We start from the raw sequence: 26,523 nt of genomic DNA, 5'->3' as shown, positions 1-26,523 counted from the left end.
TATTCATCCTTCCAGGAGAGCTGTTTTTTGGGTGATACGATTATGGCTTTGTTCGATTTCTTCAGGCAGACACTGTGATTTCAGTTCATATACCTTGATTGGCGCGCGCTTGATGACCTCGAGGAAATGGTCGAAATAGACGTCATCCCCGCTGTGCACATACGGGCACCAGTGATCCGACAGTCCGATCGTCTCGTGAATATGAACGCCGACGATATGGGGATTGACCTCCCGCAGGTCGCGCAAATTGTCGTACAGGCCCATCCGGTCCATCATCATGGCGTGTCCGATGTCGTACCAGAGCCCGACCGGGCTGCCCTTCAGGCTTTCTATAAGCGCCCCGGCCTCCCGAAGCGTCGGGATCTGATAGCAGCGGGCACGCGTCTCGATGCCGATGGAGACGCGATAGCCTTTTCTGGCGACAAATTCACTGATCTCCTCCAGACTGTGCCGGATTCGATTCAGATACGACGGGGCAAGCTTCTCCCGCCTCTCCGTCATCTCCTGCCACAGCTCCCGGTATTCCTGCGAATCCCGGCCCTGCTCGCGGTAGATCTGCTTGAGCTGCGAATCGATATTGACCGGGAACGGCACCTCGCCGGGATGAACGACTACTGCCTCCGCCCCGTAACGATCCGCATATTCAATGGACTGCTTCAGCAGGTCGACTGCGCGCCTGCGTTTCTCTTCATCCTCAAAGCCGAGCATGACGGAATCCGTGTCGTACTCCTTGTCGTCGACGAACGGGAACGCATGATGTACGCTGGATATGCGGATCCCCCCGCTGTCAATCATCGGCTCGATCGTCTCCAGATGCTCGCGCGTCACGTTATAGTTCAGCTCCACGCTGCCAAACCCGAGTCCCTTGATCTCTTCGATCATGGCCCGGCCATCCCGGTGCTTCTTGATGTTCCAGCAGGTAGAAAACGAAAACTCTCCCTTGTCCGTTACCTTGTTCATATCGGGTCTCTACTCCTTCACCGATCCCAGCATGACGCCCGAGATAAAATATTTCTGCAGCCATGGGTACACGATCAGAATCGGCACCGTGGCGAACATGATGCTTGCCGCTTTAATGCTCTCCGGCATTATCGAGACCAGCTGGTCTCCCTGCATCGACAGCGGATCGTTGGTCATGCTGTTCACGATGACCTGATACAGCTTGAGCTGAATGGGATACAGCTCGGGATTGGTAATATACATAAGCGCATCCATAAAGCTGTTCCAGCGGCCCACCGCATAGAAGAGACTAAGCGTGGCAAGCGCCGGCATGGACAGCGGCAGAATGATCTGGACAAGCGTCCGAAAATGGCTGCTTCCGTCCATCTCGGCTGCCTCCGACAGGCTTGCCGGGAGCGAGCGGATGAACGTGATAAGAATGATCAGGAAGAACGGATTTACCATCGTCGGCAGTATGAGCGAGCCGATATTATTCGTCAGGTGCAGACCCCTGATCAGCAAATAATCAGGAATCGTTCCGCCGCTGAAAAACATCGTGAACAAAATCAGAAACATGAAGAACTTCTTGCCCCGCAGCCTCTTGGATAAGGGATAGGCCGCAGCGATCGTCATCAGCATGGCCAGACAGGTGTAGCCTGCCGTCATCACCAGCGTCAGTCCAAGCGATCTGATCATCGTATCGTCCTGAAATACCTTCCGGTAGGCTTCCATATTGATGCCCCTTGGAAAAACCGTCACTTCTCCCGACAGTATCGCTCTGTTGGAGCTGAGCGACACCGAAGCGATATGAAACAAGGGAGCGAGGCAGAGGATTACCAGCACAACGATCAGGATTACGTTGACAGCCTCGAAGGGCCTCCCTTTGCGGGCCATTATCAGTCGAGTGTTCTCAGCCATCGTTTAGAAAACTCCGTTTTCGGTTATTTTTTTGGCGATATAGTTCGCTCCCAGAAGCAGCACAATGCCGACCAGAGCCTGAAACAGACCGACGGCGGTCGCAAGCGAGAATTGCGAGGTCTGTATCCCCATTTTGTACACAAAGGTACTGATCACCTCCGAGAAATCCCGGACGCTCACATTCCCGATCACAAACGGCCGGTCAAAGCCGATCTGGACAATTTCGCCGATCTTGAGAATGAGCAGGACGACGATGGTCGGCTGAATCCCCGGAAGCGTCACTGACCACATCCTGCGCATCCGGCCAGCCCCGTCGACTGCGGCGGCTTCGTACAGCTCGGTATTGACGCCGGTAATGGCGGCCAGATAGATAATCGTCCCCCAGCCCGCGCTCTGCCAGACGCCGACAGCCAGATACGTAATAAGCCAGTCATATTTGTTCGTCAGGAACGGAATCGGATCGATGCCAAAATGGCCGAGCAGCAGATTGATAATACCGGTATTCGTTGCAAACACCTGATACATGATCCCGCCGATAATAACCCAGGACAGGAAATGGGGCAGATACAACGCCGTCTGCGCCAGCTTCTTGAACCGGCGTCCGCTCAGCTCGTTCAGCAGCAGCGCAAGCACGATCGGAGCGGGAAAGGATACGATCAGATCCAGTATGTTGAGCATGAAGGTGTTCCGCAGCGCTTCATAGAAGCCGCTCATCCCGAACACTTCCCGGAACACGTCAAGCCCGACCCAGGGACTGCCGCTGACGCCTTTGAACAGATTGTAGTCCTGAAAGGCGATCAGAATGCCGTACATCGGACCGTACTTGAAGATCAGGAAATAGGCGAGCGGCAGGACCAGCAGGGCATACAGCTGCCAGTTACGGTAGAAATAAAGGCCTTTGTTGTTCAATCCAGCTCACTCCCTTGCTGCTTCGCGAATTAAAAGCTCGGTGAAAAAACAGGCTGCGCATGCGAAAAACATCATCCGATACTCGCGGGGTGCAGCAAGCATATCTATCGCTTGTCGCTTGTCAAGATCGCTGTTGTACCCTGTAGATGCTCCCGAAGCAGCTTTCTTACGAACGCTTTCAGCTTGCGCTTCTCCAGACTGTTTCCGTCTGCTCCGCCTGTTATTCACCGGACTTTAATGCTCCTGCTGTTAATTCTTCATCGCTTGAAAGGCTTCCGTGCGTTCTTTCACAATGGCATCGCCGCCGCTTGCCATATAATCCTTGAGCAGATCGTCGTAGGTTTTGTTGAAAGCCTCCGGCTTTGCCATCACGCTCTTGACGATAATTTCATCGTATTTGTCCTGCAACGTTGGCATATACTTGTTCTCCGCTTCGATCGGCGTCGTAAAGTTCGCATAATTGATCGTATCCGTCAGCGACATCTTGTAGGCATCCTTCACATATTGCTGGAATTCCTCAGGCACAGCCGCAGCTGCCGCCGCCCAATTCTTCTCGTCGCTGCCGAAGTCCTCGCCTTGGGTAATCATTGTAATGTCGCTGGAATTGTACATCCGCTTGCTCGTCGCATCGGATTCGATGCGGTGCGGCAGACCGTCCTCCAGCGTATAGTCCTCGCCTTCGACGCCGTTCATCAGCGTAAACAGGACATCCGGCTGCGCCATCCAGTCCAGATATTTGATCGCTTCCGCTCCGCGCTTGCTGGATGCCGGCACCATCAAAAAGAAGCCCGTCGGATCATATTCCGGCTTGAGATGCTTGCCGGCGTTATTCGTATACGGATCGACAGGGACAAGCTTGGCGTCAGGGACGTTCTGCGTCAGCACCTTGGCGATGCCCGGTGTCGCATTGTAGCTGTTGCCCAGATTGTCGCTGTACATGCCGACTTTACCCGTCATGACATCCTGGAAGACCTGCTTCTCATCCTTGTCCAGCGCGAAATCGGGACTCATCAGTCCTTCGTTGTACAGCTTGTTCAGAAACTCAACCGCATCCTTATGCCCCGGGAGCAGAAGCGGATAGCCCATGCTCTCCGACAGCGTGTAACGCTGCTCGTCCGTAAGACCGTCCTGAATGAAGGACCAGACAATCGGCTCGATGGATGCAGGCGTCAGTGAGAAGCCGAGGGGAATAACCTTGCCGCCCGTCTGACCGGGATCCTTTTCCTTAAATGCTTTTAAGGTCTGATAGACCTCTTCCGTTGTCTTCGGCATCGGCAATCCCAGCTTGTCCAGCCAGTCCTGACGGATGAGATTCTCATATTTGCCCGTATTGACGCGTCGGCCGGGAATCGAATATTGAACGCCCTCCACCTTGCCGCGGTCAAGCGTGGGAGCCAGATATTTTTTCAGGTTCGGACCATACTGATTGATGAGATCATCAAGCGCCAGCAGTCCTCCGTCCTTGGCGTAGCCGTAGGATGTGAGCACGTTCGTGTTGGCGAATACGATATCCGGGGCATCGCCGCTGGACATCATGACATTGACTTTGTCGGTGGCGTCCGTACGCGGGATCGGCACGAATTCCACTTTAATGTTGTTCGGATCGCCGAAATTCGTCTGCACATAATCAGTCCAATAATTGTCGGTTACGGTAACTCCCGCAGGAGAATTGCCCCTGTCGAAAATACCGACCTTCAAGGTAACCTGCTCCGGCTTCGCCGCGGAGCCCCCTGTCGATGCGGAGGAATTGCCCGCCTCATTCCCGCCCTGCGAGCATCCCGCCAGCAGACCGAACGATGCGACAACCGCCAGCATCATACTCAACCCTTTCCTTCTCATAAAACACCTCGCCATCTTTTTTTAAAATATAAGAAAGCATAGAATTCGACCTGCACTTTGCTTATATTTTTGAGTGAAGAAACTTACTGCGCCTCATAAGGAAGGTCGGAGCATGCCGTTTCTTCTCTGCATCTCAAGTTATAGCGCTTCTTAAAAAGCAGGGCAATTTACACGTTTCCGCGGAACAAACAAAAAAGCAGATTGGCGCATCTGCCTGGAGTTTTGTATAGAGCAAACGAAATTCAGTGAACATACGAAAGGTCGGAAATCCCCGAAAACCCGCATAACGACTAGCTTTCCCGCTTTTCACATTCCCTCTTGCGTTCTGCCGGGGTGCATCAGCCTGCGATAGTCGCCGGGAGACACGCCAACCATTTTCTTGAAAATCCTGCCGAAGGAAATGGCATGCTCGTATCCGACCTGCCGCGAAATTTCATTGATCGATTGATCCGTTTCACGCAGCAGCTTTTGCGCCTGGCCAACGCGCAGCCCGATCAGAAAATCGACAAACTTGACGCCGAATTCTTCCTTGAACAGCTGGCTGGCATATTTCCCGTTCATGCCGAACCGTTCGCTGATATGATTCAGGGACAAGTCGGAATTCGCGTAATTGTCCTCGATATACTTTTTCACATCATAGATGATATGGGTATTGCTGCCGGATTCCAGAATCGTGACGTATTTATCGTACAGCTCGCCGATCAGCGACTCATATATTGCCCGAATCTCCGTCATCGCCCCCGTCTCCTTGAGCGCCTCTGCCATCCGGGGATAGGTGACCGTATCCCAATATTCATTGATCTCCGGCGATATCTCCTCCATCTCGCGGGCGAAACGGTGGGTCAAATAGTTCAGGAGCAGCTGCATCTCTTCGTTCCTCAGCACCCGCTCCTCCAGATGATCGAAAATCCGGGCAAAATCGTCCATCCAGGCCGGCGCAGGAATTCGGAAATGATGAATCAGATCCTCCAGCCATTTGAAATAAAGCGAATCGACGCGATTCTCCTTGTCCCTGATTTGCTGATAGACGATAATCCGGTTGTTTCCGGCCGTCATCTTATATTGAAGAGCGGCGAGCGCCTCGCGGAAGGACGTCTTGATATCCGGCCAATCGTCTGCAGACGAACCGATACCGATCGTTACCGAGAAGACCAGATCGCCCGCCGCCCATTTGCGCAGCCTTTCCATCATGGCGTCGCTGGGACGCGGCTTGGCTTCCGGATCCGGATGAACCTGAACCAGGAGAGCCAACCGGTCGCCGGATATCCACTCCGAGCCGACGACCATTGCGCCGGAATGCCGCCACTTCCCGGCCGCCTTGTCCAGCAGTTCCTTGGAAGCAAGCAGTTCCTGCCGGTCACGACGCAGCAGAGGGACATATTTATCAATTTCCATAATCGCGATTACCAAACCGCACTTATCCTCCGGCAATCCGAACAGACGGGCGTATTCCTGCCACTCCTGCATGGGGATGGTTTTCTCGTCCTCCTGCAGCTCATAGAAAAATTGCTTGCGCCTGACATGCACGCTCTCGGCCTCCTGCCGGTCGATCAAATCCATACGGACCATCATCGTGTCGAATGCGTGCTCGATAATCGAGAACTCGTCGCTATTAGCCGCCTTTGTCCCCTGCTGATAGGATGAAACCCGCCTTACAATGTTCTCGATCGGCTGATAGTTTCTCCGGGTGACATACATGATATACGCAATAATGGCGGCCAGAGACAGGATAATGATCGCCAAGGGCATCAGTGAGCGTATCGCAGCCTGAGCAAACAGATTGGTACTGATCGTTCCGCTCGAATAATGCCAGCCGATGTAATCCGATTCCAGATCAGTGAGCGGCTTCGCCCTCGGAGCGGCGGGACGCGTCGAATAGATCGGGCTGCCCTGCCCGTCGGTGATGTCCATGAATTCCTTGGTGCCGCCTCTGAGCTTGCTTGCCATCGACAGCAGCAGATCGGCCTTTACGTTCAGCACGATGATGCCCTCATTGCCGATGGAGTTTTTGGTAATCGAAATAATTCTCTCCGGCGGATCGATCAACGAAAACTCGGAATATTTGCGGATGGGCGACCAGTGGACGCTCTGGGACTTATTTTGCGCCTCCTGTACAAATTGCCTGTCCGTAAAGTCCTCAAGCTTCGCGGCATATCCGCCTGTCAGCACCATCTGGTCCTTGTTTCTGTAAAAGTAAATCGAATGAATCAGCGGGTTGTTGCGGATCTTGGCAATTTCACTGGACGCTTTGTAGTTGATCAGACTCGGCTCGTAGGCGCTGCCGTTGAAATAATCGTTGATCGCCTCGTTCTTGACGATCTGATTGGCGAGCATCAGCTCGATATTTTTGAGCGAGGTCGTCATGCCGTCCACGACATGGTCCGCATACGTGCGGTTGGTCTTTTCGGTTTCCTTGACCACATTGTTGTATGTAACGGCAAAAACGATCGCGATAATGACGGCTCCGGAGACAAACAGAGTCGAGAGGTGGGAAAGCAGAAACCGCTTATACCATTTTTTGTTTTCCATATCAACCTCGCCCCTTCCATTTGAGCTTTTTACCGGCAGCGGATTTGGAATCCTATACCGCAGGAAAGAAACAGCCTTGCCTTCCTCTGACGGCATAGTTGGTTTCTTCCTCAACCTGACAGGCATTTGGATGCTATCTTGGCAAACAAAATAAAGCCGGCTATCTCCATCATACCCCCGATGTGTTATCGCAGTGTTGTCAGCGGGAAATTCGCCGGGAACAAGAAGAATTGGCTGGCGCCGTCTTTTGGCGGAGCATAAAAATTCAAATATAAGGAATATATGGAAAATTTTATATTTTCCTATGCTATGAAAAAAAGAGCCGCTTCGAAAAATCGAAGCGCCTCTTTTTATGGTGAATAAAGGAATTGAATTGACGATGTCCGGGTTAACAAGCTGCTGCAGCTGGGAGGAACGCTGCCTGAAGACTGCGCTTTTTCCGCCCCGCTACAGATTCACGCTGGCAATGCGCAGGATTCTTGCCATCATTTCGGCATTGGGATACTGCCCTTCCCCATACTGACGGATAACCTCTTCGATATCAAAATCAACACGCTCGATTGAACAGCTGATTGAACCCTGAACCGCCTCGACAATGGCGTAAGAGGCTTTCTTCATCCCGTCAAATGGCAGGCCTACGCTCCCGATATTCATAAGCACCCTGCCTTTGATATAACGTATGTAAGGCTTATGAATATGAGCATATATGAAAATATCCGCATCCGCCCCCGACATAAGCTTCTCCTCCAGCAGCTCATCCTCCCCGCCTGGAAGAACAACGTCGAACAGGCTGTCCGGCGTGGCGTGGAACGCGCTGACGGAGACGCCTTCCATATCCAGATGAAGCCTGGTCGGCAGCCCGTTCAAATATCCGATATCCTGTTGATCCAGCCGTGACACCGTCCAGTCCCGCTCCGTATTCATCATGTCGATGACCTTATCGGGAACCTCCCCTGGAAGAACGCCCCGGACGACCCACTCGTCCGCATTTCCCTTAATAACGCGGGTATGCAGCGACTGGACCAGAGCAAGAGAGCCTTTCGGATCGGGTCCGCGGTAGCACAGATCGCCAAGCACATAGATTTGATCGATGGCCTTCTTGCGGATGTCCTCCAGAACGGCCTGAAGCGCGACGGAATTGCCATGAATATCCGAAATAAATGCTGCTCTCATCAGCTCACTCCTTTATTTAAACCAACCCTTCTCCTTGAAGCGTGTGATCGCTTCGATCCGGTTGGTGACCTGCAGCTTATCCAGAATGACGGATATATAATTACGGACGGTTCCTGTGGTAATGTCCATGTGGCTGGCGATATCCTTCGTGTTCTTGCCGTCGGCGATTAACGCCAGCACTTCCTTCTCCCGGAGCGTTAACGGATTCTCTTCGCTGTAGCCCTCGTCCACCAGATCCGATGCATAAATACGGCGGCCTGTCATCAGGCTTCGGATCGAATCCGCCAATTCCTCGCTGGGACTGTCCTTCAATAAATAGCCATGCACATCGGCCTTGAGCGCGCGTTCAAAATAGCCGGAACGGGCAAAGGTGGTCAGAATCATCACCTTGCATCCGAAGCCCTTCAGCTCCTCGGCAGCGTCCAGCCCGCTCTTGATGGGCATCTCGATGTCCATGATACAAAGGTCAGGCCGAAGAAGCTTGACAAGCTTGACGGCTTCCTCGCCATTGTTGGCTCTCCCGACAACCTGCATATCTTCCTCAAGGTCCAGCAGGGAAGCAAGCGCGCCAAGCAGCATCCGCTGGTCCTCGGCAATTACGATTCGAATCATACCTCCGCCTCCTGTACCTGTTGTTTCAAGACGTTCGGGACGTTTATCACAAGGGTCGTACCAGCAGCTGAATGAATGTCCAGACTGCCGTTCACAAAATCAAGACGCTCTTTCATCCCCTGAAGACCGTTTCCTCTCATGCAGGTGGTGGGATCGCCTATGCCGACGCCGTTGTCCTTCACGGTGATTCTTAAGCCTGCGGGCGAAGGATCAAGCCTCACGGAACAGGCGGAAGCGCTGCTGTGTCTCACCACATTGGTTACAGCTTCCTTGAGGCACATGCTCACGACATTCTCGTTCAGCAGGGAGGTGTCAGTCAGCCTGGGATCTCCCTCCAGCGTGAACTCGATACCGGCGGCCTTGAGAATCTGCCTGATGCGGAAAATCTCATCCTCTACGGTTGTTCCGCGCATTTCCGTAACCATCTTCCTGACTTCCTTCAAGGCGCTTCTCGCCGTTACCCGGACATCGTCGATTTCGCTCTGGGCCTGAACCGGGTTCTGGGCGATTAATTTGTGAGCCAAATCGCTCTTCAAGCCGATCAGGGAAAGCTTCTGTCCCAGCGTATCATGCAGATCCCTGGCGATCCGCTGGCGTTCCTCCAGCTTCACAAGCTCGGATATCCGTTTGTTGGCATCCTCCAGCTGCTCCTGCAGCTTGTCGCTCTTGTTCCGGTTGTAAGTAGTTACCGGAAGAAGAATGACGGCAATAAGACTGATAAGCACGAAGGGCAGCTGGGTAATGATAACGGGATTCTTGGAGACGAACCCGAAGTTGATGGTGACGATCGTGCTGGATAGATGGATGGCGTACAGCGTAATAAATCCGGCGCGATTTTTGATATTTCCGATAAAAAAAGCTAAAAATATAGCAAAATATACGTAACCGTATATTAAGCTCATGGCAATCGAGATCAAAATTTGGATGCTGATCCACACATATACCGGCCAGCCCTTTGAAATAAAGGAAAGCACATAGCAGATAAAAAAAGCGGCGATGAGCATGCCCCCGACCATGACCTCATACGTCGAGGAAGAGCGGAATATAAAGTAATAAGGAAGAATGTAGAGAACGACCCAAACATAAGGGATTATTCCCGTGTTTTTATGAAAAATCTGATACCACTTCTGCATGGGCTTCCCCACCTTTATCTTGGCGCACGTATTAATTATAAGTTATTCTCGACCTTTACGGCAGGTTTTATTATTTTGCCGCCTTTAATGCCGCTTTTAAGTGTGCTGGTTGCGCCTGCCGCGGCATCCGCGTGATTCAGCAAACGTCTGACTTTTTTGAAGCCGACAAATGTTTTGTTCTGCTCATCCCACAGCCGGAATTGAAGCGATTTCAAACTTGCGGCAATGGTAATGGTCGTCGCTTTCTGCAGGGGCAATGAAGCATTATGGGCCTTCTCCAGGTTATAGTTCGGTACCCGGGGGCTCAGATGATGAACATGGTGAAAACCGATATTTCCGGTGATCCACTGCAGAACCTTGGGAAGCTTATAATAGGAGCTGCCGTCTACTGCGGCCTTCACATAGCTCCATTCCTCTTCATTCTCGAAATACGAATCCTCAAACTGATGCTGCACATAAAACAGCCAGATGCCCATCGAACCAGAAACAAAGAAGACAAGGCCCTGGATCAGAAGAAAATCCTGCCAGCCAATAGCCCATATCAGCAGCCCGTACAAGGCGGCTATGGAAACATTGGTCACGTAAGTGTTGATACGCTCTTTGCGTTTTGCCCCTTTGCGGTTAAAGCGGTATTGAATCAGGAACACGAAGATCGGTCCTATACCGAACATCACAATGGGATTCCGGTACAACCGATAAGCGATCCGGCGAAGCAGGGGGGCTGCCCTATATTCTTCCACAGTCAGGATCCACATATCCCCGGTTCCCCGTTTGTCGAGATTGCTGCTCGTCGCATGATGGATGGAGTGGCTCAGCTTCCACTGCTGGTACGGCACCAGCGTCAGAACGCCGGTAATGGTGCCAAGAATATCATTCACCCGCCGGCTTTTAAAGAATGATCCGTGGCAGCAGTCGTGAAAAATAATAAAGGTGCGGATGACAAAACCTGATGCCGCAATGGCGATAGGCACAGTGAGCCAGTAGGATACCGAAATACTGAGGTACGCGGCAATCCAGAGCAGGACAAGCGGCGCAAGCGTGTTAATCAGCTGCTTCACGCTTGACTTTTTATTGTTTTTTTCAAATGGGGTCATATTTTCTTTCAATTGGGCTATGTTTCCGGCTTTATTCATCGCATATGCCTCCTGGGTATGATGCTCTTGTAGGATGAAATAAGCCGCTACGCTATAACTTCCTACTTTCATTATAGAGAACGCTGCCCGTTCGCCACAGTCATAAACGTCACAGTCGGGAGTATGACAAACGTCATCCTTTCGTATAAATCGCCCATATTTCGCTGACCCCTTGTCATTTTCCGGCAGGAGGCGTATACTAAAAGCAACAAGGTATTGTGAAATAAATCACATAGTAGAGTACATTGTGAATTTAATCACAATATTGAATATTGAGGAGGTGCTTCATATGAAGATTATTGTGATAGGCTGTACACATGCAGGCACGGCCGCCACTACCCAAATGGCCAAATTATATCCCGATGCCGAGATTGTCGTTTATGAACGCAATGATAATATTTCTTTTCTCTCGTGCGGGATCGCGCTTCATGTCGGGGGCATTGTCAAGGATGCCGCTCAGCTCTTCTACGCGAATCCGGCGCAGCTGGCCGAAATGGGCGTTGCCACCCGGATGCGTCATGACGTGCTGGCGGTCGATACGATCGGCAAGAAGGTGCAGGTCAAAAATCTGGCAACCGGCGAAATCCTCTACGACCGCTACGACAAGTTGGTCATGACCACCGGCTCGTGGCCGATTATTCCGAAGCTCGCTGGCATCGAGCTTGCGAATATCCTGCTGTGCAAAAACTACGCGCATTCGCAGACGATTATTCAGAAAGCGGCAGACGCCGCCAAGATCACGGTTATCGGCGCAGGCTACATCGGCATTGAACTGGCTGAAGCCTTCCAGCAGCTTGGCAAGGAAGTCACGCTCATCGACAATACCGACCGCGTGCTGTTCAAATATCTGGACCGCGAGTATACGGAGCGGGTCGAGGAAGAGCTGACAAGCCGCCAGATCCGGCTGGCGCTGGGGCAGGGTGTTACCGGTTTTGCAGGCGAAGCCGGAAAAGTCACGCGGGTTGTAACAACGGCCGGGGAATATGAAACCGATCTTGTCGTTCTGTGCATCGGCTTCCGCCCCAATACGGAGCTGCTCAAGGGACAGGCGAATATGCTGGACAACGGCGCTCTCATCGTGGACGAATATATGCGTACCAGCTGCCCTGACGTGTTTGCGGCAGGCGACAGCTGTGCGATCCACTACAATCCGACAGGCCAGGATGCCTATATACCGCTGGCTACCAATGCCGTCCGGATGGGCGCTCTCATTGCCCGCAACCTGGTGAAGCCGACGGTCAAATATATGGGAACCCAGGGCACGTCGGGCATCAAAATCTACGATTATCATATCGCCTCGACCGGCATGACCGAACAGGCCGCCCGTTCTGCGGGGATGATTGTGAAATCTGTCACAATCAATGACAATTATCGTCCGGAATTTATGCCCACGTATGAGAAGGTGCTGCTCAAGGTCGTCTATGAAGAGACCGGAAGACGGATTATAGGCGCCCAGATCATGTCGAAGGCGGATTTGACCCAGGCTATCAATACGCTGTCGGTGTGCATTCAGAATGAGATGACTATGGATGAGCTGAGCTTCGTCGACTTCTTCTTCCAGCCGCATTACAACAAGCCATGGAATCTGCTGAATCAGGCCGGGCTGCAGGCGATTTGAAGTTAGAATGGTCGTATGACATGAAAGCCAGGAACCGCATGCTGAATCCCATCGATGCGGTTCTTGTGCTGCTGATTCTGTTTCGGATTCCCGTTTCATGTGTGACCAAGGAGCCATCAGCTATTTACCCGGAAAGAAACAGCTCTTCGAACATCGCTTTACCCTTCTTCTCCAGCCATGTTTCAAAATTCGTAAGACCGGGATAAAGATTGCGCAATGCGGGGAAATCTACGTCATAGCCCTCATCGTTTAACCATTCATACAGCCGGGCTACCGTTTCGTTATGCTGACGTAAGGTTTTTACCGGAATCTGAACGTAGTTGACAGGACGATTAACCGCATGAGCAATGGCCTTGGCAATGCCCGGCGGCGTTAATGCATCACTGGCGATTTCAATTGTCTTGCCCATAAATTTGTCGGGCTGTTTAAAAGCAAGCGTGACGAACGCGCCGATGTCGTCCACAGCAATTAATTTTACAGGCACATCCGGCTTCGTGGCTTCTCCCAACGTTCCGCTCTGGATGCCGAAAATCGGGTTAACATAACTTTCCATGAATCCGGATGGACGCAATACTGTTGCCCGAATACCCAGTCTCTTTATATATTGTTCGATTTCCCACTTCGCAAGATAACGAAAGCGGGACTGTTTGTCAGCGCCGCTAACCGATGAATAGACGAGATGCTGTACTCCGGCATCTCTAGCCGCATCAACGACATTTTTGCCTAACCGTATCTCTTCGGCGGTAGAGGCGTCGCTGGGATTCCATTCAGGAGGCTGAACGCTGAAAACCCCATACACTCCCTGCACAGCAGCATCCAACGATGCGCGGTCCCCCATATCTCCCGAAACCAGTTGTGCGCCTGCCTGCGCAATAGCCTGCGCTGTTTTACTTGATGGATTGCGGGTGAATGCACGCACCTGCCAGCCCTCAGCGAGCAGATGTGCCGCCGCCGCGCCGCCCTGCTGACCAGTAGCTCCCAAAACCAGGATGGTCCTGTTAAACGTAGTCATATGCTTCCTCCCTGATAAATTTATTGGGCCTGTCTAATATCTCAATTGTTTTGATTAAGAATATGCCCTGTTGAAAGTCTATAACAGATGCTTTATTTTTATAAGGAGACACTTCATTGAGATCTACTCACAATAAGTTGCCTACTTTATATTAGATAGGGGTGGGATTCCTTGAACAGAAACGATGATCAGCTCTGCTTTACCGCTGTTAACGAAGCGTTGCAGGTTATTAGCGGCAAGTGGGCCTTCCTGGTTATCTCCCAATTGTATTATGACACTCAGCGCTTCAATCAGTTGAAAAGAAATTTGGACCCTATCAGCATCAAATCTTTAACGGATATACTGCGGCATTTGGAGCAGCATCAGATCATCCATCGTCAAGTCATCCCGACAATCCCCATAAGCGTAGAATACTCGTTAACGGAAAAAGGCAAGGCGTACAGGACAGTGCTCCTTCAAATGCGCCAGTGGGGTGAAAGATGGATCACAAATCCAGATGAATAAAAGCCAGCCCATTCCTATTAAAGAATGGCTGGCTTTTGTTCATCTTATTTGCAGCTGAGTCCCTTGATCGTAAACGTACAATTTCCCTTAGTCCTTCTTCTGCGCGACCGGCATCATCATGCCGTTATCCATGCCCATCATGGTTACGCTGTCCGCAGACTCGTTCTCTTCCGCGAGGAACACCTCGGTCCCGAATGCAGGCTCCGCGTATGGCAGATGCGTCCGGCCGCGGGCCAGAATCTGCCGGTAATTGCCGGAATCGCCTTCATACCCGTCATGATCCCAGGGCACCCAGGAACGGGCGCTGCAGTAATGACAGACATACGAGCGGCGGTAGCGGTCCTCCGTCCTGTTCGGATAAGACCGGTGAAACAGATGCGAATGGAAGAATAGAACATCCCCCGCTTCCATAGGCACCGGTATCGCTGGCGGGTACTTCGCCACGATCCTCGAGAGAGTGTTTACCTCGTCATCGAGATGACTGACGTTGTGCACCGCATTCAAATCCCCGAAAGCATCCAGGGCGTGAACATTGCCGCCGCCCATTCCCTCCGGTGGATAGACCGGCTCATGATTGGAGCCAGGCACCACCCACAGGCAGCCGTTCTCCTCGTCCGCTTTCTCAAGCGCGACCCATGCTCCGATCAGCGTATCCGGATGCGTTTTGATGTAGCAGGAGTCTTGATGCCAGCCTTGTCCGCCCCGTCCCGGCGGATTCAGAAACATCATCGATTGAACCGCATAGACATCGGGCCCGATAAGAGCCTCCGTCACATCCAGGATTCTTGGATTGAGCAATCCCTGCTCGGCCACGGCCTCCAGCCTGGAGAGCATATGAACGCGCGTCAGGTTGGTGAATTCCTCCTTCAGCGGATCCTTGCTGTTCGGATCGGGAGCCTTGATTTTCTCCTTGCTGTCCAATCGCGTTTGCTCTGCCAATTGATAGAGCCTGCCGATGTCTTCTTTTGATACGAGACCCTTGACGACGACATATCCTTCGCGATGGTAATGCTTATATTCATCCACGCTTACCAAATAACGATCGTTGCGCTGGCGCGACTTCGGTGTGTAAAATTTGCCCATTGCCGTATCCCTCCACATCAGCTGCTTTCACTATCATTGTGCATCATGCAAGAGAGCGTTCTCAATGGAGCAATCCGGCAAAACGATGTATTTATTTGATATGGTTATTGACCACAATATGACGGTTCACCGTATATGGCGCTTCCGTACCGGCAGACTCGGCCATATGGCGGAAAATCGGGTTCCGGCATTGTTGAATGTAGTCGGAAGCCGAGATTCCGCGAAGCTTTTTATAGGTTTTGGAGAAATGATGCTCGTCGCCGAAGCCGACTTCATAGGAAATTTGCTTGACCGACCACTGGCCGTTCAGCATCAGCTGCTCCGCCCGCTTCAGGCGGTGCTCCAGCAGTGCCCGCTTGGGCGTCATGCCGACGCTTGCCCGGAACATCCGGGTAAAATGCTCATGCGACCAGCCTGTTTGGCGGGCGATATCTTCAATCGTCAACGCCTCGTCAAGATGCTCCTCCATATACGCGATGGCCCGCGTGATCTGGATGGGCACCTGAAGCAGGGTGTCCTCGGGCGGCTGATCCGCCGATGCGCTCAGTTCCTCAAGCGCCGCCGCGAGCAGAACGGACAGCCGCCTTTTCCAATGAAGGGACTGCTTGCCCGAAATGCGGAGCATCTGCCTGATCAGGTCGGGAATGAGGCTGTTCGGGCGGACCGGATGCACGGCACGATCATGCAGGAGCGAAATCAGCCGGTTATCCGTCAGGCGCAGCACCTCGTAATCAAAATGCACGAACAGATGGCGCACATTCTTCTCCTTGTCAAAGCAGTAGCGGTGACGTTCATCCGGGCGCGTAAAAACAAAGCACGGATCATTCAGTATATGCGGCTTGCCCTCAAGCTCGTAGACGGTATCCGTGCCCACTGGAAAATATACCAGTTCATAATCCTCGATGGTCCGCGCATCCAGCACAAAACCGGCTTTAATGACGATATCCCCGACACTATGAACGATCGGCCATCCGTCCTCTGGTGCGGCCATACCCTGTCCACTCCTTTTCCGGTGAAATGCCCTTTAGCGGGCGGGTTTATGGCCATTATACCGCTTTTGGGCGCTCGCTGCTCGGGCGAAGCGGCGGCTTCTCACGGTCTGATCGTTCATCTGCTTCCCGCCGGTAGATAACAGAGTCTGCAGCTTCCTTTCCCTCCTCCCCATGAATCAAACCACCTGCTGATGTTCTCAGCGATGCGCCTCTTCCTCCGAAACGCTCAAAGCCTCATTCTTCTCATTGAATCTGCTATTATGCGAGGAGACATATGCCGTCTTCGGCGCATCCGGCTCCATATATAATTTGGCGCTGTTGACTGCCAGGGCCGCATCCGTGAATGTGCCGGCGATCAGATGGAGCTTGCTCGGGTAATTGGCCGTGTCTCCCGCTACGAAGACACCGGGCAGATTGGTCGCCAGCTTCTCATCCGCGTTAATATTCCACTCCCCCATATCCAGACCCCATCCGGAAATCGGACCCCTGTCGCCGCGCAGACCATGATTGACGATCACAGCATCAATCTCCAGCCGTTCCGCTTCTCCGGAGAGATGGCCTTCCGGATTCACGCGCTCAATCGATACCGCTTCAATCCGTCCTCCGCTGCCATGCAGCTGCGTAACCGCATAGGGCGTTCTTACATCGACGGACGATTCCTTCATCCGGCTTACACTCTTCTCATGCCCGCCGAAACGGTCGCGGCGGTGCACCACGGTCACCTGCCCGGCGACCGGCTCCAACTCATTGGCCCAATCCACCGCGGAATCCCCTCCGCCGGAGATAAGCAGCCGTTTGCCGCGAAAGCCTTCCACTTCCGTGACCGTGTAATACAGATTGGCGGCCTCGTAGCGTTCCGCTCCCTGGATCTCCAGCTTCGCAAGCTTCAATACGCCGTACCCCACCGCTAAAATCAACGTCCGGGTATGATGGCGCTCTCCGGTTTCAGCGGTCACAATCATCGTACCGTCTTCCAGCCGCTCCAGCTTGTTAATCTGCTGCCCCAATACGATCGTAGGATCAAATGTGCAGGCCTGCCGGATCATTTGACGGGTTAACTGCTCGCAGCGGATAGGCGGAACTCCGCCGACATCCCAGATCATTTTCTCCGGATAGATAAGCGTTCTTCCACCGAGTTCTTCTTTTGCCTCGATCAGCTTGGTTCTCATATCCCGCATGCCGCTGTAGAAGGCGGCATACAACCCTGCAGGTCCACCGCCTATAATGGTCACGTCATAAAGCTCTGATGCCTCTTTCATACCGTTTCCTCCTGCCATGATGGATTTGCAAGTTATACCGCTTTACGTTTGAACAGCAAATACATGAAAAAAGGAGCGCCGACCCCTGCCGTGAAGACACCTGCCGGAATATCGAGCGGCTGGAACAGCATTCTTCCCGCCAAATCCGCGAGCAGCAAAATAATCGCGCCAAGCAGCGCAGAAACCGGGATCACGATAGTATAGGAGCTGCCTGCAAGCCTTCTCGCGATATGCGGAGCGAGCAGGCCGATGAAGGAGATGGTTCCTGCTACTCCGACCGCGGCTCCGGCCAGCGCCACGCTGTAAAACAGCAGCAGCATCCGGCTAAGCTGAAGGCGGCTTCCGAGTCCGACAGCCGCCTCCTCGCCCAATGCCTGAATATTCAGCTCTTTGGCAAACAGCAGGGACAGCGGAATGAACACAGCGATCCAAGGCCATAAGGCTTCAACATAGCTCCAGTTGGTACCGTAAATGCTTCCCGTCATCCAGTTCAATACCTGCGCCGCCAGATAAGCGGGACCGCTTATGAGCAGGAACATCGTCATTGCGCTCATAGCCGTGGATATGCCGATACCGATAAGCACCAGTCTGAATGGGGACACCCCTCTCTTCCATGCGAGTCCATAATTGATAGCGACCGTAATATAAGCGCCTGCTATGGCAATTACCGGCACGAGATGTATGCTGTAGCCTGTGAATAAGGTCATAAAGGCAACCACCGCAACCGAGGCTCCTCCCGTTACTCCCAGCAAATCCGGGGACGCAAGCGGATTGCGGATTACCCCCTGGAGCAAGGCGCCTGAAACCGCCAATGCCGCTCCGATCAACAGGGCCGCGACTATTCTCGGCAGGCGGAGCTGCATGACAATGAGATCGCTGCTCTCTGCATTCGAGCCTATAAGAGAGAAGAATACTTCCTTGATGGGAACATGAACTCCGCCTATGGACAAACAAACAAGCGATAAAACGGCTGCAAGAAGACTCAACGCGGCAAGGATAGCCATGGATTTTCCTGTTCGGTGTCTACGCATGCTTCCTCCTTCTCGCCACATGAATCAGGAAGGGAACCCCGATAAGCGCCGTTGCGACGCCTACAGGAACCTCCTTCGGCATAAGGACGAAACGGGCGGCAATATCTGCAGCCACCAGCAAAATGGCGCCTGTTACAGCACAATAGGGCAGCAGCCAGCGGTGATCGTTTCCTGCTATGTATCTGCATAAATGCGGGACGACTAGTCCTACAAAAGCAATAGGACCCGCTGCGGAAACAGAGCTTCCCGCCAGCAGGACTACAGCAAGGCCTGATAAGGCTCGCGTAAGCATTAACCGCTGGCCGAGACCTCTGGCGCTGTCATCTCCCAGAGCCAATACATTCAACGAGCCGGACAGCATCGCCGCTATAAGCAGTCCCGCAGCCATATAGGGCAGCACAATCAGCAGCTGATCCAGCTGTCTTCCGGATACAGAGCCGATCATCCAGAACAAGGCGGATTCCAGCGAATCTTTATTAATCAGAATCATGCCGGATGTGACCGATGAAGCGAATGCCGCAATCGAAGCCCCGGCAAGTGTAAGCCTAACCGGTTCAAAACCTCCGCTCCCCTGGGTACCCAGCGCATAGACCACTGCCGAAGTGACGACCGCGCCGGCAAAGGCAATCCAGATCATGCTGCTCATCGTGAGTGACGATCCAAAAACAGCCAGTCCGATCACAATAAACAAGGCTGCGCCGGAGTTAATCCCGAATATGGATGGAGAAGCGAGCGGATTCCTCGTTAAGATTTGCATAATCGCCCCGGCTACGGCCAGACATGCGCCTACCGCAGCCGCAGTCAGCGCCCTGGGAACGCGTGTCGTCGTAATAATGAGATGCTCATTGGAGCCATCGAACTGACTGTAAGCCAGCCATAAATCGCTTAAGCCGAATTGTTGTAGGCCGAACAAAATACTGGCAAGAATTGTGACAAGCAGCAAAATTACACCTGCCCCCAGTACCAGTAGCTTCCGCCATCGGCTTTGCATCCATAATGCCAAAATACGTCCCTCCCGTGTGCAGGCTTGAAGGACGCCCTCGCGCCCGCCTGTCATGGTTCCGTTGAAATAAAAACAAGCTGACGCCAAATCGTGCCGACATCAGCTTGCGGATGAAATCATGCCAATCTATTTTACGTCAAAATATTCAATGAGCTCGTCCAGGAGCAGATTAGCCGCTTTATAACCGCCTGCCGTATTCCAGATGGCTTCATCGACTTGAATAACCTTGTTGTTCTTGGATACGTTCAGGTTTTTGAACAGGGGATCCTTCATCCACTCTTCAACCACTTTGCTCCCGTCTGTCGTGCCGGGGGAATCCGTGACGAAGTAAAACATCACATCCCCGTCCATTTCGGGAATCCGTTCCTTGGACATAACCTCGATAAAGGCATCCTTATCCTGTGACGCAGGGCGGGCAATTCCTAATTGGCTTAAAAGTACGCCCGCGAAGGTTTGCTTCTGATAAATCCGCACCTGCGAGGCGGAGAAGCGCACAAGCGACACTTTCGTATCCGCTTTGCTGCCAAGCTTGGCCTTTACATCCTCAACGCGCTTGTCGAAGTCAGCCATAGCCTTCTCGCCTTCTTCTTTCTTGTTCACGGCCTCCATATACAGATTGAAGTTGACTTTCCAATCACCGCCCAGATCCTCCGCGAAGACAGTAGGGGCAATCTGCTTCAATTGCTCATATATTTTCTCTTGCCTGACTTTATTTCCAATAATCAGATCCGGCTTGAGGCTTGCGATCATCTCGATATTCGGCTGCAATTCGTCTCCGACAACTGTGACATCCTGCATATCCTCTTTTATATGGTCATACCAGGGATCGCCAATCCAGGACTGGACAGCGCCGATTGGCTTGATACCGACAGTAAGAAGGGCTTCGGTTCCTTCATTCGTCAGAATGACGACGCGTTCGGGCGTGCCTGTGAGCGTTTCTTCGCCCATTGCGTGTTTGATTACCCGCGGCGCTTCGGCTTCCGGTGTGTTCGCAGCCGCTTGCGCGGCGGCTGCCGCATTGCTCCCCGCCGTGTTGGCCGTATTGGCCGTATTGCCGTTCACCGTATTCGAATTGTTCGTGCCGGTCGTGCATGCGCTGAGCAGTAATGTAAAGCAAAATAATAATGTTGCGGCCATGGATATTCCGGACCTTCTGTACATGAGTGTATTTCCCTCTCCTTTATATTGATAATGATTATCATACTCATTAACAATATAACGTCGAAGCTTTTTGGCAGCAATAGGGGATCCCGACAAAAAGGATGGATTATTTCGACTCCCTTCCGTTTGATGGGCGTTTTCTTTGAAGCTCATCGGAGATACCCCTACCATTTTCTTAAAGACACGGCTGAAATAATAGCTGTCTGAATACCCGACGCTCTCCGCTATTTCCTTCAGCGTATATGCCCTGCTCCGCAGTAGCTCCTTGGCCTTGTTCATGCGGACGTGGATCAGATAGTCGATCGGGCTGGTATTCTTCTGGCTCTTGAATATCCTCAGCAGCTGTCTGGAATTGCAATCCAGCAGCTCCGCCAGTGATTCGAGCGTAACCTGCTCCCGATAATGCTCCTGCATGTAACGGATGGCCTGCTCTGCCAGATCAGGCTTGACGCTGCAAACGCCTTGCTGGTGCAGCTGCTCCATAAGCTCATAGACAAACTGGTAGAACAGCGCTTTGACATGCAGCTTTTCCAGCGTATCAGGCCGCTGCCACTCTTTGTACATCAGCTCGGCCTTGACGGATAAAGAAGCCGGAAATTGCGGAGAAAAGCCGTATTGCATGTGAAACGGGTTTTCGGTTTCCATGATCCTCAGCAGCTCCCGCCGGTACGGCAGCGGCAGAACAGCCTTGTACAGAATCAGATAAAACTCGAGGATTTCTTCAACCGCAATATCCAGGCACAGCCCTTTGCCGCCATGAAGAACATGGAACCGCTCCACTATGCCGGCAGCTCCGTCCATCCGTATCCGGGCACTGCCGCGTGTGATATATATAAAGGCGCTTGCCGGCAGCCGGTAAGAGTGCAATTCCTCCCCGGACTCCATGATTGTATGGCGCACATCCATCACCCTGATGAAAACATGATTCCACAGTATGATATGGTCATTAAGCTTCATCCGTCTATCTTCCTTCCCTTCCAAACCTATCAAATGGATCAAATTCGAAAAATATATCAGGCATTGAAATCATTATAAATGATAATTATTCTCAGTTACAACCTGAAAATTTTAATGCCCCCCTAAATCCCCCGGAGGGGGACCCCGAGGGCGCCTGCCCTCTGGACACCCGGAAAGGTATAACGCAAGCGCTGCCGAGAAGCGTATTAGTTACTTGCCAGATATCCTCGTTTACGTCCCTGTCGGGACCCACTTTAACTTTTTCCGCACTCGAGCTGCAGGACAACCCCTCTTCAGTGGTAAGACTCGCCGTACACCGGCATCGCCCGTCTCCGGCCCTCAAGCCGGTTTTTTTTGGTTTTTCCTGCTTATATTGCATCTCCGCCGCTATTTGGTCACTCCAGCAGGGGAAAACCTTGCTGCCGCTGCCCCGCGCACCCGCAACACCTCAGGCTCCTCACTCTCCGGCCTATTCGCTCTCCCAGCCTTATATCTGAACGTGAACAAGGCCGGGCAGCAATTGCCTGCCCGGCCTTGTTCATTCCTGATTTCCCTCTAGCTGAAGCTGATCGTCTGCACGTTCAGATCCAGCACTGTCCAGTCGGGTACTGCAACGACCAGATCGTAGCTGCTTGGCAGATGAATAGCCTCCACCTTATCGTTCTGGGGCGAATTGGCGGCTTTATCGATCGTGAAGGCGCGCACCTCGACGGTCTTCGCGCTGCTTCGGTTGCCGATACGCACGACCGACATTTCGGGAGACAGCGTGATGTCCAGTCCTGCGGCGGGTCCTCCGCCAATTCCCTGAATCGCGAACGCCCGTACCTGATCGTCGATTTGGCGGGCAATCGTCATCGTGAATTCCTTCTCCGCCCCTGGCGTAAAACGAAGCTGCGTGTAATCGGCATTCGTCGACAGCAGGTCTTCCTGTCCCACTGTCGTGGATACATCCGAGATGACAATCGACAAACCGTTGGGGAGAATGGAGTTGTAGGTATAGGTCCCCGCGCCGGTGCCGACAATTTTCCGCGAGAGCGGCACATTTTCCGGCAGCAGGTATGCTCCGGGAATCAGATAGCATGGATGGCTGTCCGGAATGCCCGCATGCAGCTGCGAGCCGAAGCGGCCGGTCGCAAGCCCGTTCTCGTCCGTGATCTGCAGATCGGCCGGCGAGAGCAGGAAGTCGAACACGAAGCGGGTAAGCCCGAACGGTCCGCTGAAGGGCAGATCGTGATCAGCCAGCATATACTGGCCGTTCGTCATAAGTCCCAGCGTAATGCCATCCTGACTGCGGAAGCTCACCACGCCCGGATCGGCAAAGTATTCAAATTCGAAGATGCCTCCATTACGCTTGAATTTGAGCCTGCATTGATCGGATTCCGGACGGTTGCAGTCCCATACGAACATCTCGACGCCGTCAAGGTCGTTAATCGTCGTTATTCCGTCGGCGGACAGCTGTGGCCCGGGATGTCCGTTCGGATAAACAAACTTGTAAGGCATAACGCAATGCGAGCTGCTCAGCTTGTCCGTATACCCTGCATCCCAAACCTCGCCCGATGGGATAAAGAAAAGCAGCGGAGCGTTGTCGCGGTCGCAGCCGCGCAGGAACGCGGCTTCAATCTCGCGACAGGTTTTCTCCACCCGCGCCGTTCCTTCGCGGCCCTGATCATGAAAGTGGATCAGGCTTTCACGGCTGAGCAGCTTGCCGTGCACGCCGGTCAGCTGCTCCTGCAGCTTTGCTTTTGTCAAAGTCGGCGTATCCGTACGTCCCTGCCAGAAATTATCCGCGACGATGCTTGCCAGTGAAGTGCAGTAGCCGGTAGCCAGTCCGCCGTTGGCCGTCCCCTTGAGGAAATAATGATAGAAGCCGTAGAAGGCCGCTGTCAGGATCGGGTGGCCAAATACCGGGTCCAGCTGCTCATGCCAGATTTCCGCTGCCCCGAAGGTATCCTTGTACGTCCCCCAATCCGGGACGCCATCCGTGAAGTTGCCGAATTTTAAATTATGGACGCCGTATTTGAACGGAATTTCCAGTACCCTGGCTACCGATGCGGATCGGCCGTTGCTGACCAGACCATCGGGGTTGCGCACCTGAAGCGATACATTGCCCCCTGCGCTGCCCGTCCCGCCGGTTCCCGGCATAACAAAGGTGAGCTGGGTCCGGCCAAGCACATCCGCGGGTGCCGCAGCACCATTAACAAGCACCGAGGCTCCCGGCAGGAAAGCGCGTCCCGCAAGCGCGATGGTCGAGCCCGGTATCAGCGCTGCCACGAAGGTATCCAGCTGCGGCTTGACCCGCATCGTGATCCGGTTGCTCTCTGTTGCGTCCTCGCGGCGCACGTATACGGTCTTCTCTCCCCCTGCCGCATCCAGCGGAATCGTGACGGACAAGCTTTCATCCGCATTAACTGCCGGCACAAGCACGGTCCCTCCGAATACGACGCGGTCGTGGCTGGTGAAATGGCTTCCGCGAAGCGTCAGACTATCCCCCGGGAACGCCTGGGTCGGTGTGATTTCCGACAGCCAAGGGCGTTCCAGCAGGTCCTCCCAGGCATCATCGGAAAACTCAAAAAACTGGATGCTTCCATCAAGGCCCTCGTAGGCGGCATCCATACCCGGATTGCCGCGCTGCCCCTGTGCCCCGCTTCTTCCATCCCGCGCATCCTTACAGGTTTCGCCCACGCCGCTTCTGCCTCCGAAGCCCGGAAAACCGCCTTCGGCGCCATTGCCGCCGCGTCCGCGCTGGCCGCCCTGATTCTTGATCTTGAACGCGCGGCTGGTCACCGTCGATACCAGCGTTCCGTCCAATACGCCGATCGTAATATTGCCGCCTGCTCCCCCGTTGCCGCCGCGGCCTCCGCGTCCGCCGGCACCGCCGTCGCCGCCTTCACCGCCATCGCCCGGATCCTCCCAGCAATGCCAGCCGAATGCCCACCACCGGTCGCCCGCCTCCCCGTCAGCGCCGTCGCCGCCTCTGCCGCCGCGCTGGCCAAGCCCGCCCTTGCGGCCGTCTTCTCCATTCAAATCGAGATTGGGCATAGCGCTCATATCGCGCACCCACATTTCCAGATTGGGGGCCACCGCCCCCTTCGCCCCATCAATACCCGGCTCACCGGAGCGCCCGTCATCGCCGTTCAGACCATCCCGGGAATCCGGCTTGGTATGAACACCGGACCATCCCCGGCCGTTCAGATCGGGATTATCCAGCCTTGGAGGGGTTTCACCGCCCGGTCTGCGCCAGGTGATCCTGGCTTGATCACCGCAGATGATTTTCTCGGCGATGATATAGAAGGTCGATACGTTGGGCTCCACCACAAGCTCTGTTTCCGTCAGATCCAGCGTATGGGCGATAATAACGGCACTGGATACGGGAATAGTCTTCAGGCTGAACAGCTGTGCCCCCTTCTCCGAAAGGGACGGCCAGTCCGCCGGCTTGAGAAGCTCCAGCTTGTCGATGATCGCCACATCATTCAGCTGAATGGCGTTACGGTTAACAGTGATCAGCTCCGAGATCGACGTGTTGCGCAAGGACTGGCGGAGAACCGGACTCTCGCGCAGGACATTGGTCGGCATCAGAACTCCGCCGCGCCTCACGGCATCCAGACTTCGCGAACCGGCAGCCGGAGACGTTCTGGTAACGGTCGGAATACTTATTCCTCCCGGAAAGCCAGGACGGGGAATCGTCGATATGGGAGGCGTGTTCTGCGACGGCGGCAGCCATCTCCTGAGAGTGGATGTGCTGTTGCGGTTCACCAGATACTTCGCCAGACTATCCCGCTTCGCCACAACATCTGTTATGGAGGACAGCTGGAGCGCAATTTGGGGCCAGTCAATGACGGCAGCCGACGTCTTGCGCGGGGCAATCAGAATTTTGCCAGGCGTCATAACTGTCTTGGCCGTGAACTTCAGGGTCCCCAGATCCGTCAGCTTCTCGACACCGGCCGCATTCATCAGATCCTTCACCGGCTGCAGGCGCGCCCGGCTGATATCAGGCTGCAGAATAACCTTGATGTTGGGATTGCCGACCACCTGCCTCACGGATTGCTCGATGCCCGCTGCCTGCTGCTGCTTCAGCGTCGCGAAATTGGCGCTCACCGCACCGCTGCGGATAACCGTTTGGCCGATTCTTCCCGTGAACGCGCTGCTGTGGCCGTCGATGCCCGCCCCCAGCTTGAAGCCAAGCTGTCCGACATTTTGAATAGGGCTCGAGACCGCTTTGGATCCCACAACCTGATTATTAATATGAAGCTCCATGATACCGGAATCATCCCTGGTCAACCGGACGCCGGCTGCTTCGCCCGCCTTGATCAGCGCGCTGCCGCTGTCCAGCGTCTCCCAGCCTGCGGAGGTGTGAACAGCGCCAACGAGCCTGCCGCCTGCCTCCAGATACAGGGCTACCGAGGGACTTTGCGCCTCCATAATGGTCTGCCTGCCGCCGTCCACCCCATCGGGAGCGATGGTTGCTTCCAGCGTAAAGGACTGCAGCGACTCTAACGCTTTATTGCCCGCCAGTTCGATGTAGCCTTTGTCCAGATGGAAGCCCATGTCGCCGTCAAGGACCTTCGCATTGACGGTCTGCGCAATGGAAATTCCTTTGATTGAACCGTCATAGGCCCCCTCGCTGTCGTTTTTCAATAAGAATAAAGCGGTTCCCTTTTCCATTCTCATACCTCCTCTTGGATTTACCTTGCGTTATTCCATTCGTAAATTCGAACAGC

At 53.6% G+C, this 26,523-nt stretch carries 19 protein-coding genes; 2 read left to right on the top strand and 17 right to left on the bottom strand.

Annotated features, from left to right (window positions below; all coding sequences use genetic code 11):
* Positions 1-3: 3 nt before the first annotated feature.
* The 9 genes from ACFOLF_RS23010 to ACFOLF_RS22970 form a co-directional block, all read right to left on the bottom strand.
* Positions 4-960: a sugar phosphate isomerase/epimerase family protein gene (locus ACFOLF_RS23010; RefSeq protein WP_210038743.1), complete on the bottom strand. Its 957-nt coding sequence runs from the start codon at positions 958-960 to the stop codon at positions 4-6.
* 9 nt (positions 961-969) lie between these two features.
* Positions 970-1,857, bottom strand: coding sequence for a carbohydrate ABC transporter permease (locus ACFOLF_RS23005; protein WP_210038742.1), 888 nt, complete (start codon positions 1,855-1,857; stop codon positions 970-972).
* A 3-nt stretch (positions 1,858-1,860) separates the two neighbouring features.
* Positions 1,861-2,766, bottom strand: coding sequence for an ABC transporter permease (locus ACFOLF_RS23000; RefSeq protein ID WP_379113514.1), 906 nt, complete (start codon positions 2,764-2,766; stop codon positions 1,861-1,863).
* Positions 2,767-3,015: 249 nt separating this feature from the next.
* On the bottom strand, positions 3,016-4,584 hold the full coding sequence (locus tag ACFOLF_RS22995) for an extracellular solute-binding protein (protein ID WP_379113544.1): 1,569 nt from the start codon (positions 4,582-4,584) through the stop codon (positions 3,016-3,018).
* Between the two features lie 327 nt (positions 4,585-4,911).
* Positions 4,912-7,134, bottom strand: a complete 2,223-nt coding sequence (locus ACFOLF_RS22990; RefSeq protein WP_210038740.1) for a helix-turn-helix domain-containing protein — start codon at positions 7,132-7,134, stop codon at positions 4,912-4,914.
* A 447-nt stretch (positions 7,135-7,581) separates the two neighbouring features.
* Positions 7,582-8,307, bottom strand: a complete 726-nt coding sequence (locus ACFOLF_RS22985) for a metallophosphoesterase family protein (protein WP_210038739.1) — start codon at positions 8,305-8,307, stop codon at positions 7,582-7,584.
* 12 nt (positions 8,308-8,319) lie between these two features.
* Positions 8,320-8,919, bottom strand: a complete 600-nt coding sequence (locus ACFOLF_RS22980) for a response regulator (protein WP_210038738.1) — start codon at positions 8,917-8,919, stop codon at positions 8,320-8,322.
* Positions 8,916-10,052, bottom strand: coding sequence for a histidine kinase (locus ACFOLF_RS22975; protein WP_210038737.1), 1,137 nt, complete (start codon positions 10,050-10,052; stop codon positions 8,916-8,918). The genes ACFOLF_RS22980 and ACFOLF_RS22975 overlap by 4 nt, the downstream gene beginning before the upstream one ends.
* Positions 10,053-10,087: 35 nt before the next feature.
* Positions 10,088-11,185 carry a fatty acid desaturase gene (locus tag ACFOLF_RS22970; RefSeq protein ID WP_210038736.1) on the bottom strand — a complete coding sequence of 366 codons (1,098 nt, stop codon included), beginning with the start codon at positions 11,183-11,185 and terminating at the stop codon, positions 10,088-10,090.
* 289 nt (positions 11,186-11,474) lie between these two features.
* Here ACFOLF_RS22970 and ACFOLF_RS22965 point away from each other — a divergent pair, with 289 nt between their 5' ends.
* Complete coding sequence (locus tag ACFOLF_RS22965; RefSeq protein ID WP_210038735.1) at positions 11,475-12,803, top strand: FAD-dependent oxidoreductase; 1,329 nt, start codon at positions 11,475-11,477, stop codon at positions 12,801-12,803.
* Positions 12,804-12,927: 124 nt separating this feature from the next.
* On the opposite strand, the gene ACFOLF_RS22960 is transcribed toward ACFOLF_RS22965, so the two are convergent.
* Positions 12,928-13,815 carry an NmrA/HSCARG family protein gene (locus ACFOLF_RS22960; protein WP_210038734.1) on the bottom strand — a complete coding sequence of 296 codons (888 nt, stop codon included), beginning with the start codon at positions 13,813-13,815 and terminating at the stop codon, positions 12,928-12,930.
* A gap of 171 nt (positions 13,816-13,986) precedes the next feature.
* On the opposite strand from ACFOLF_RS22960, the gene ACFOLF_RS22955 reads away from it, so the two are divergent.
* Positions 13,987-14,319, top strand: coding sequence for a winged helix-turn-helix transcriptional regulator (locus ACFOLF_RS22955; RefSeq protein ID WP_210038733.1), 333 nt, complete (start codon positions 13,987-13,989; stop codon positions 14,317-14,319).
* A gap of 87 nt (positions 14,320-14,406) precedes the next feature.
* Here ACFOLF_RS22955 and ACFOLF_RS22950 read toward each other — a convergent pair whose 3' ends face one another.
* The 7 genes from ACFOLF_RS22950 to ACFOLF_RS22920 form a co-directional block, all read right to left on the bottom strand.
* Complete coding sequence (locus ACFOLF_RS22950; protein WP_210038732.1) at positions 14,407-15,402, bottom strand: phytanoyl-CoA dioxygenase family protein; 996 nt, start codon at positions 15,400-15,402, stop codon at positions 14,407-14,409.
* A 91-nt stretch (positions 15,403-15,493) separates the two neighbouring features.
* Positions 15,494-16,393, bottom strand: a complete 900-nt coding sequence (locus ACFOLF_RS22945) for an AraC family transcriptional regulator (protein WP_210038731.1) — start codon at positions 16,391-16,393, stop codon at positions 15,494-15,496.
* A 198-nt stretch (positions 16,394-16,591) separates the two neighbouring features.
* A complete protein-coding gene (locus tag ACFOLF_RS22940) occupies positions 16,592-17,653 on the bottom strand; it encodes an NAD(P)/FAD-dependent oxidoreductase (RefSeq protein WP_210038730.1) in 1,062 nt (353 codons plus the stop codon).
* Positions 17,654-17,685: 32 nt separating this feature from the next.
* Positions 17,686-18,684 (bottom strand): FecCD family ABC transporter permease, encoded by a 999-nt coding sequence (locus tag ACFOLF_RS22935; RefSeq protein ID WP_210038729.1) that lies wholly within the window; start codon positions 18,682-18,684, stop codon positions 17,686-17,688.
* The gene (locus ACFOLF_RS22930) at positions 18,677-19,687 is read right to left on the bottom strand and encodes a FecCD family ABC transporter permease (protein ID WP_210038728.1); all 1,011 of its coding nucleotides are present in this window, start codon (positions 19,685-19,687) and stop codon (positions 18,677-18,679) included. Before ACFOLF_RS22930 ends, ACFOLF_RS22935 begins: the two co-directional genes overlap by 8 nt.
* Before the next feature lie 126 nt (positions 19,688-19,813).
* Positions 19,814-21,805 carry an ABC transporter substrate-binding protein gene (locus tag ACFOLF_RS22925; protein WP_210038727.1) on the bottom strand — a complete coding sequence of 664 codons (1,992 nt, stop codon included), beginning with the start codon at positions 21,803-21,805 and terminating at the stop codon, positions 19,814-19,816.
* A gap of 555 nt (positions 21,806-22,360) precedes the next feature.
* Complete coding sequence (locus ACFOLF_RS22920; RefSeq protein ID WP_210038726.1) at positions 22,361-26,467, bottom strand: IPT/TIG domain-containing protein; 4,107 nt, start codon at positions 26,465-26,467, stop codon at positions 22,361-22,363.
* Between the last annotated feature and the right edge of the window lie 56 nt (positions 26,468-26,523).

This window comes from Paenibacillus sepulcri (assembly GCF_042647105.1).
GTDB classification, from domain to species: Bacteria; Bacillota; Bacilli; order Paenibacillales; family Paenibacillaceae; genus Paenibacillus_Z; species Paenibacillus_Z sepulcri.
This window is presented reverse-complemented; position numbering and strand designations above follow the sequence as displayed.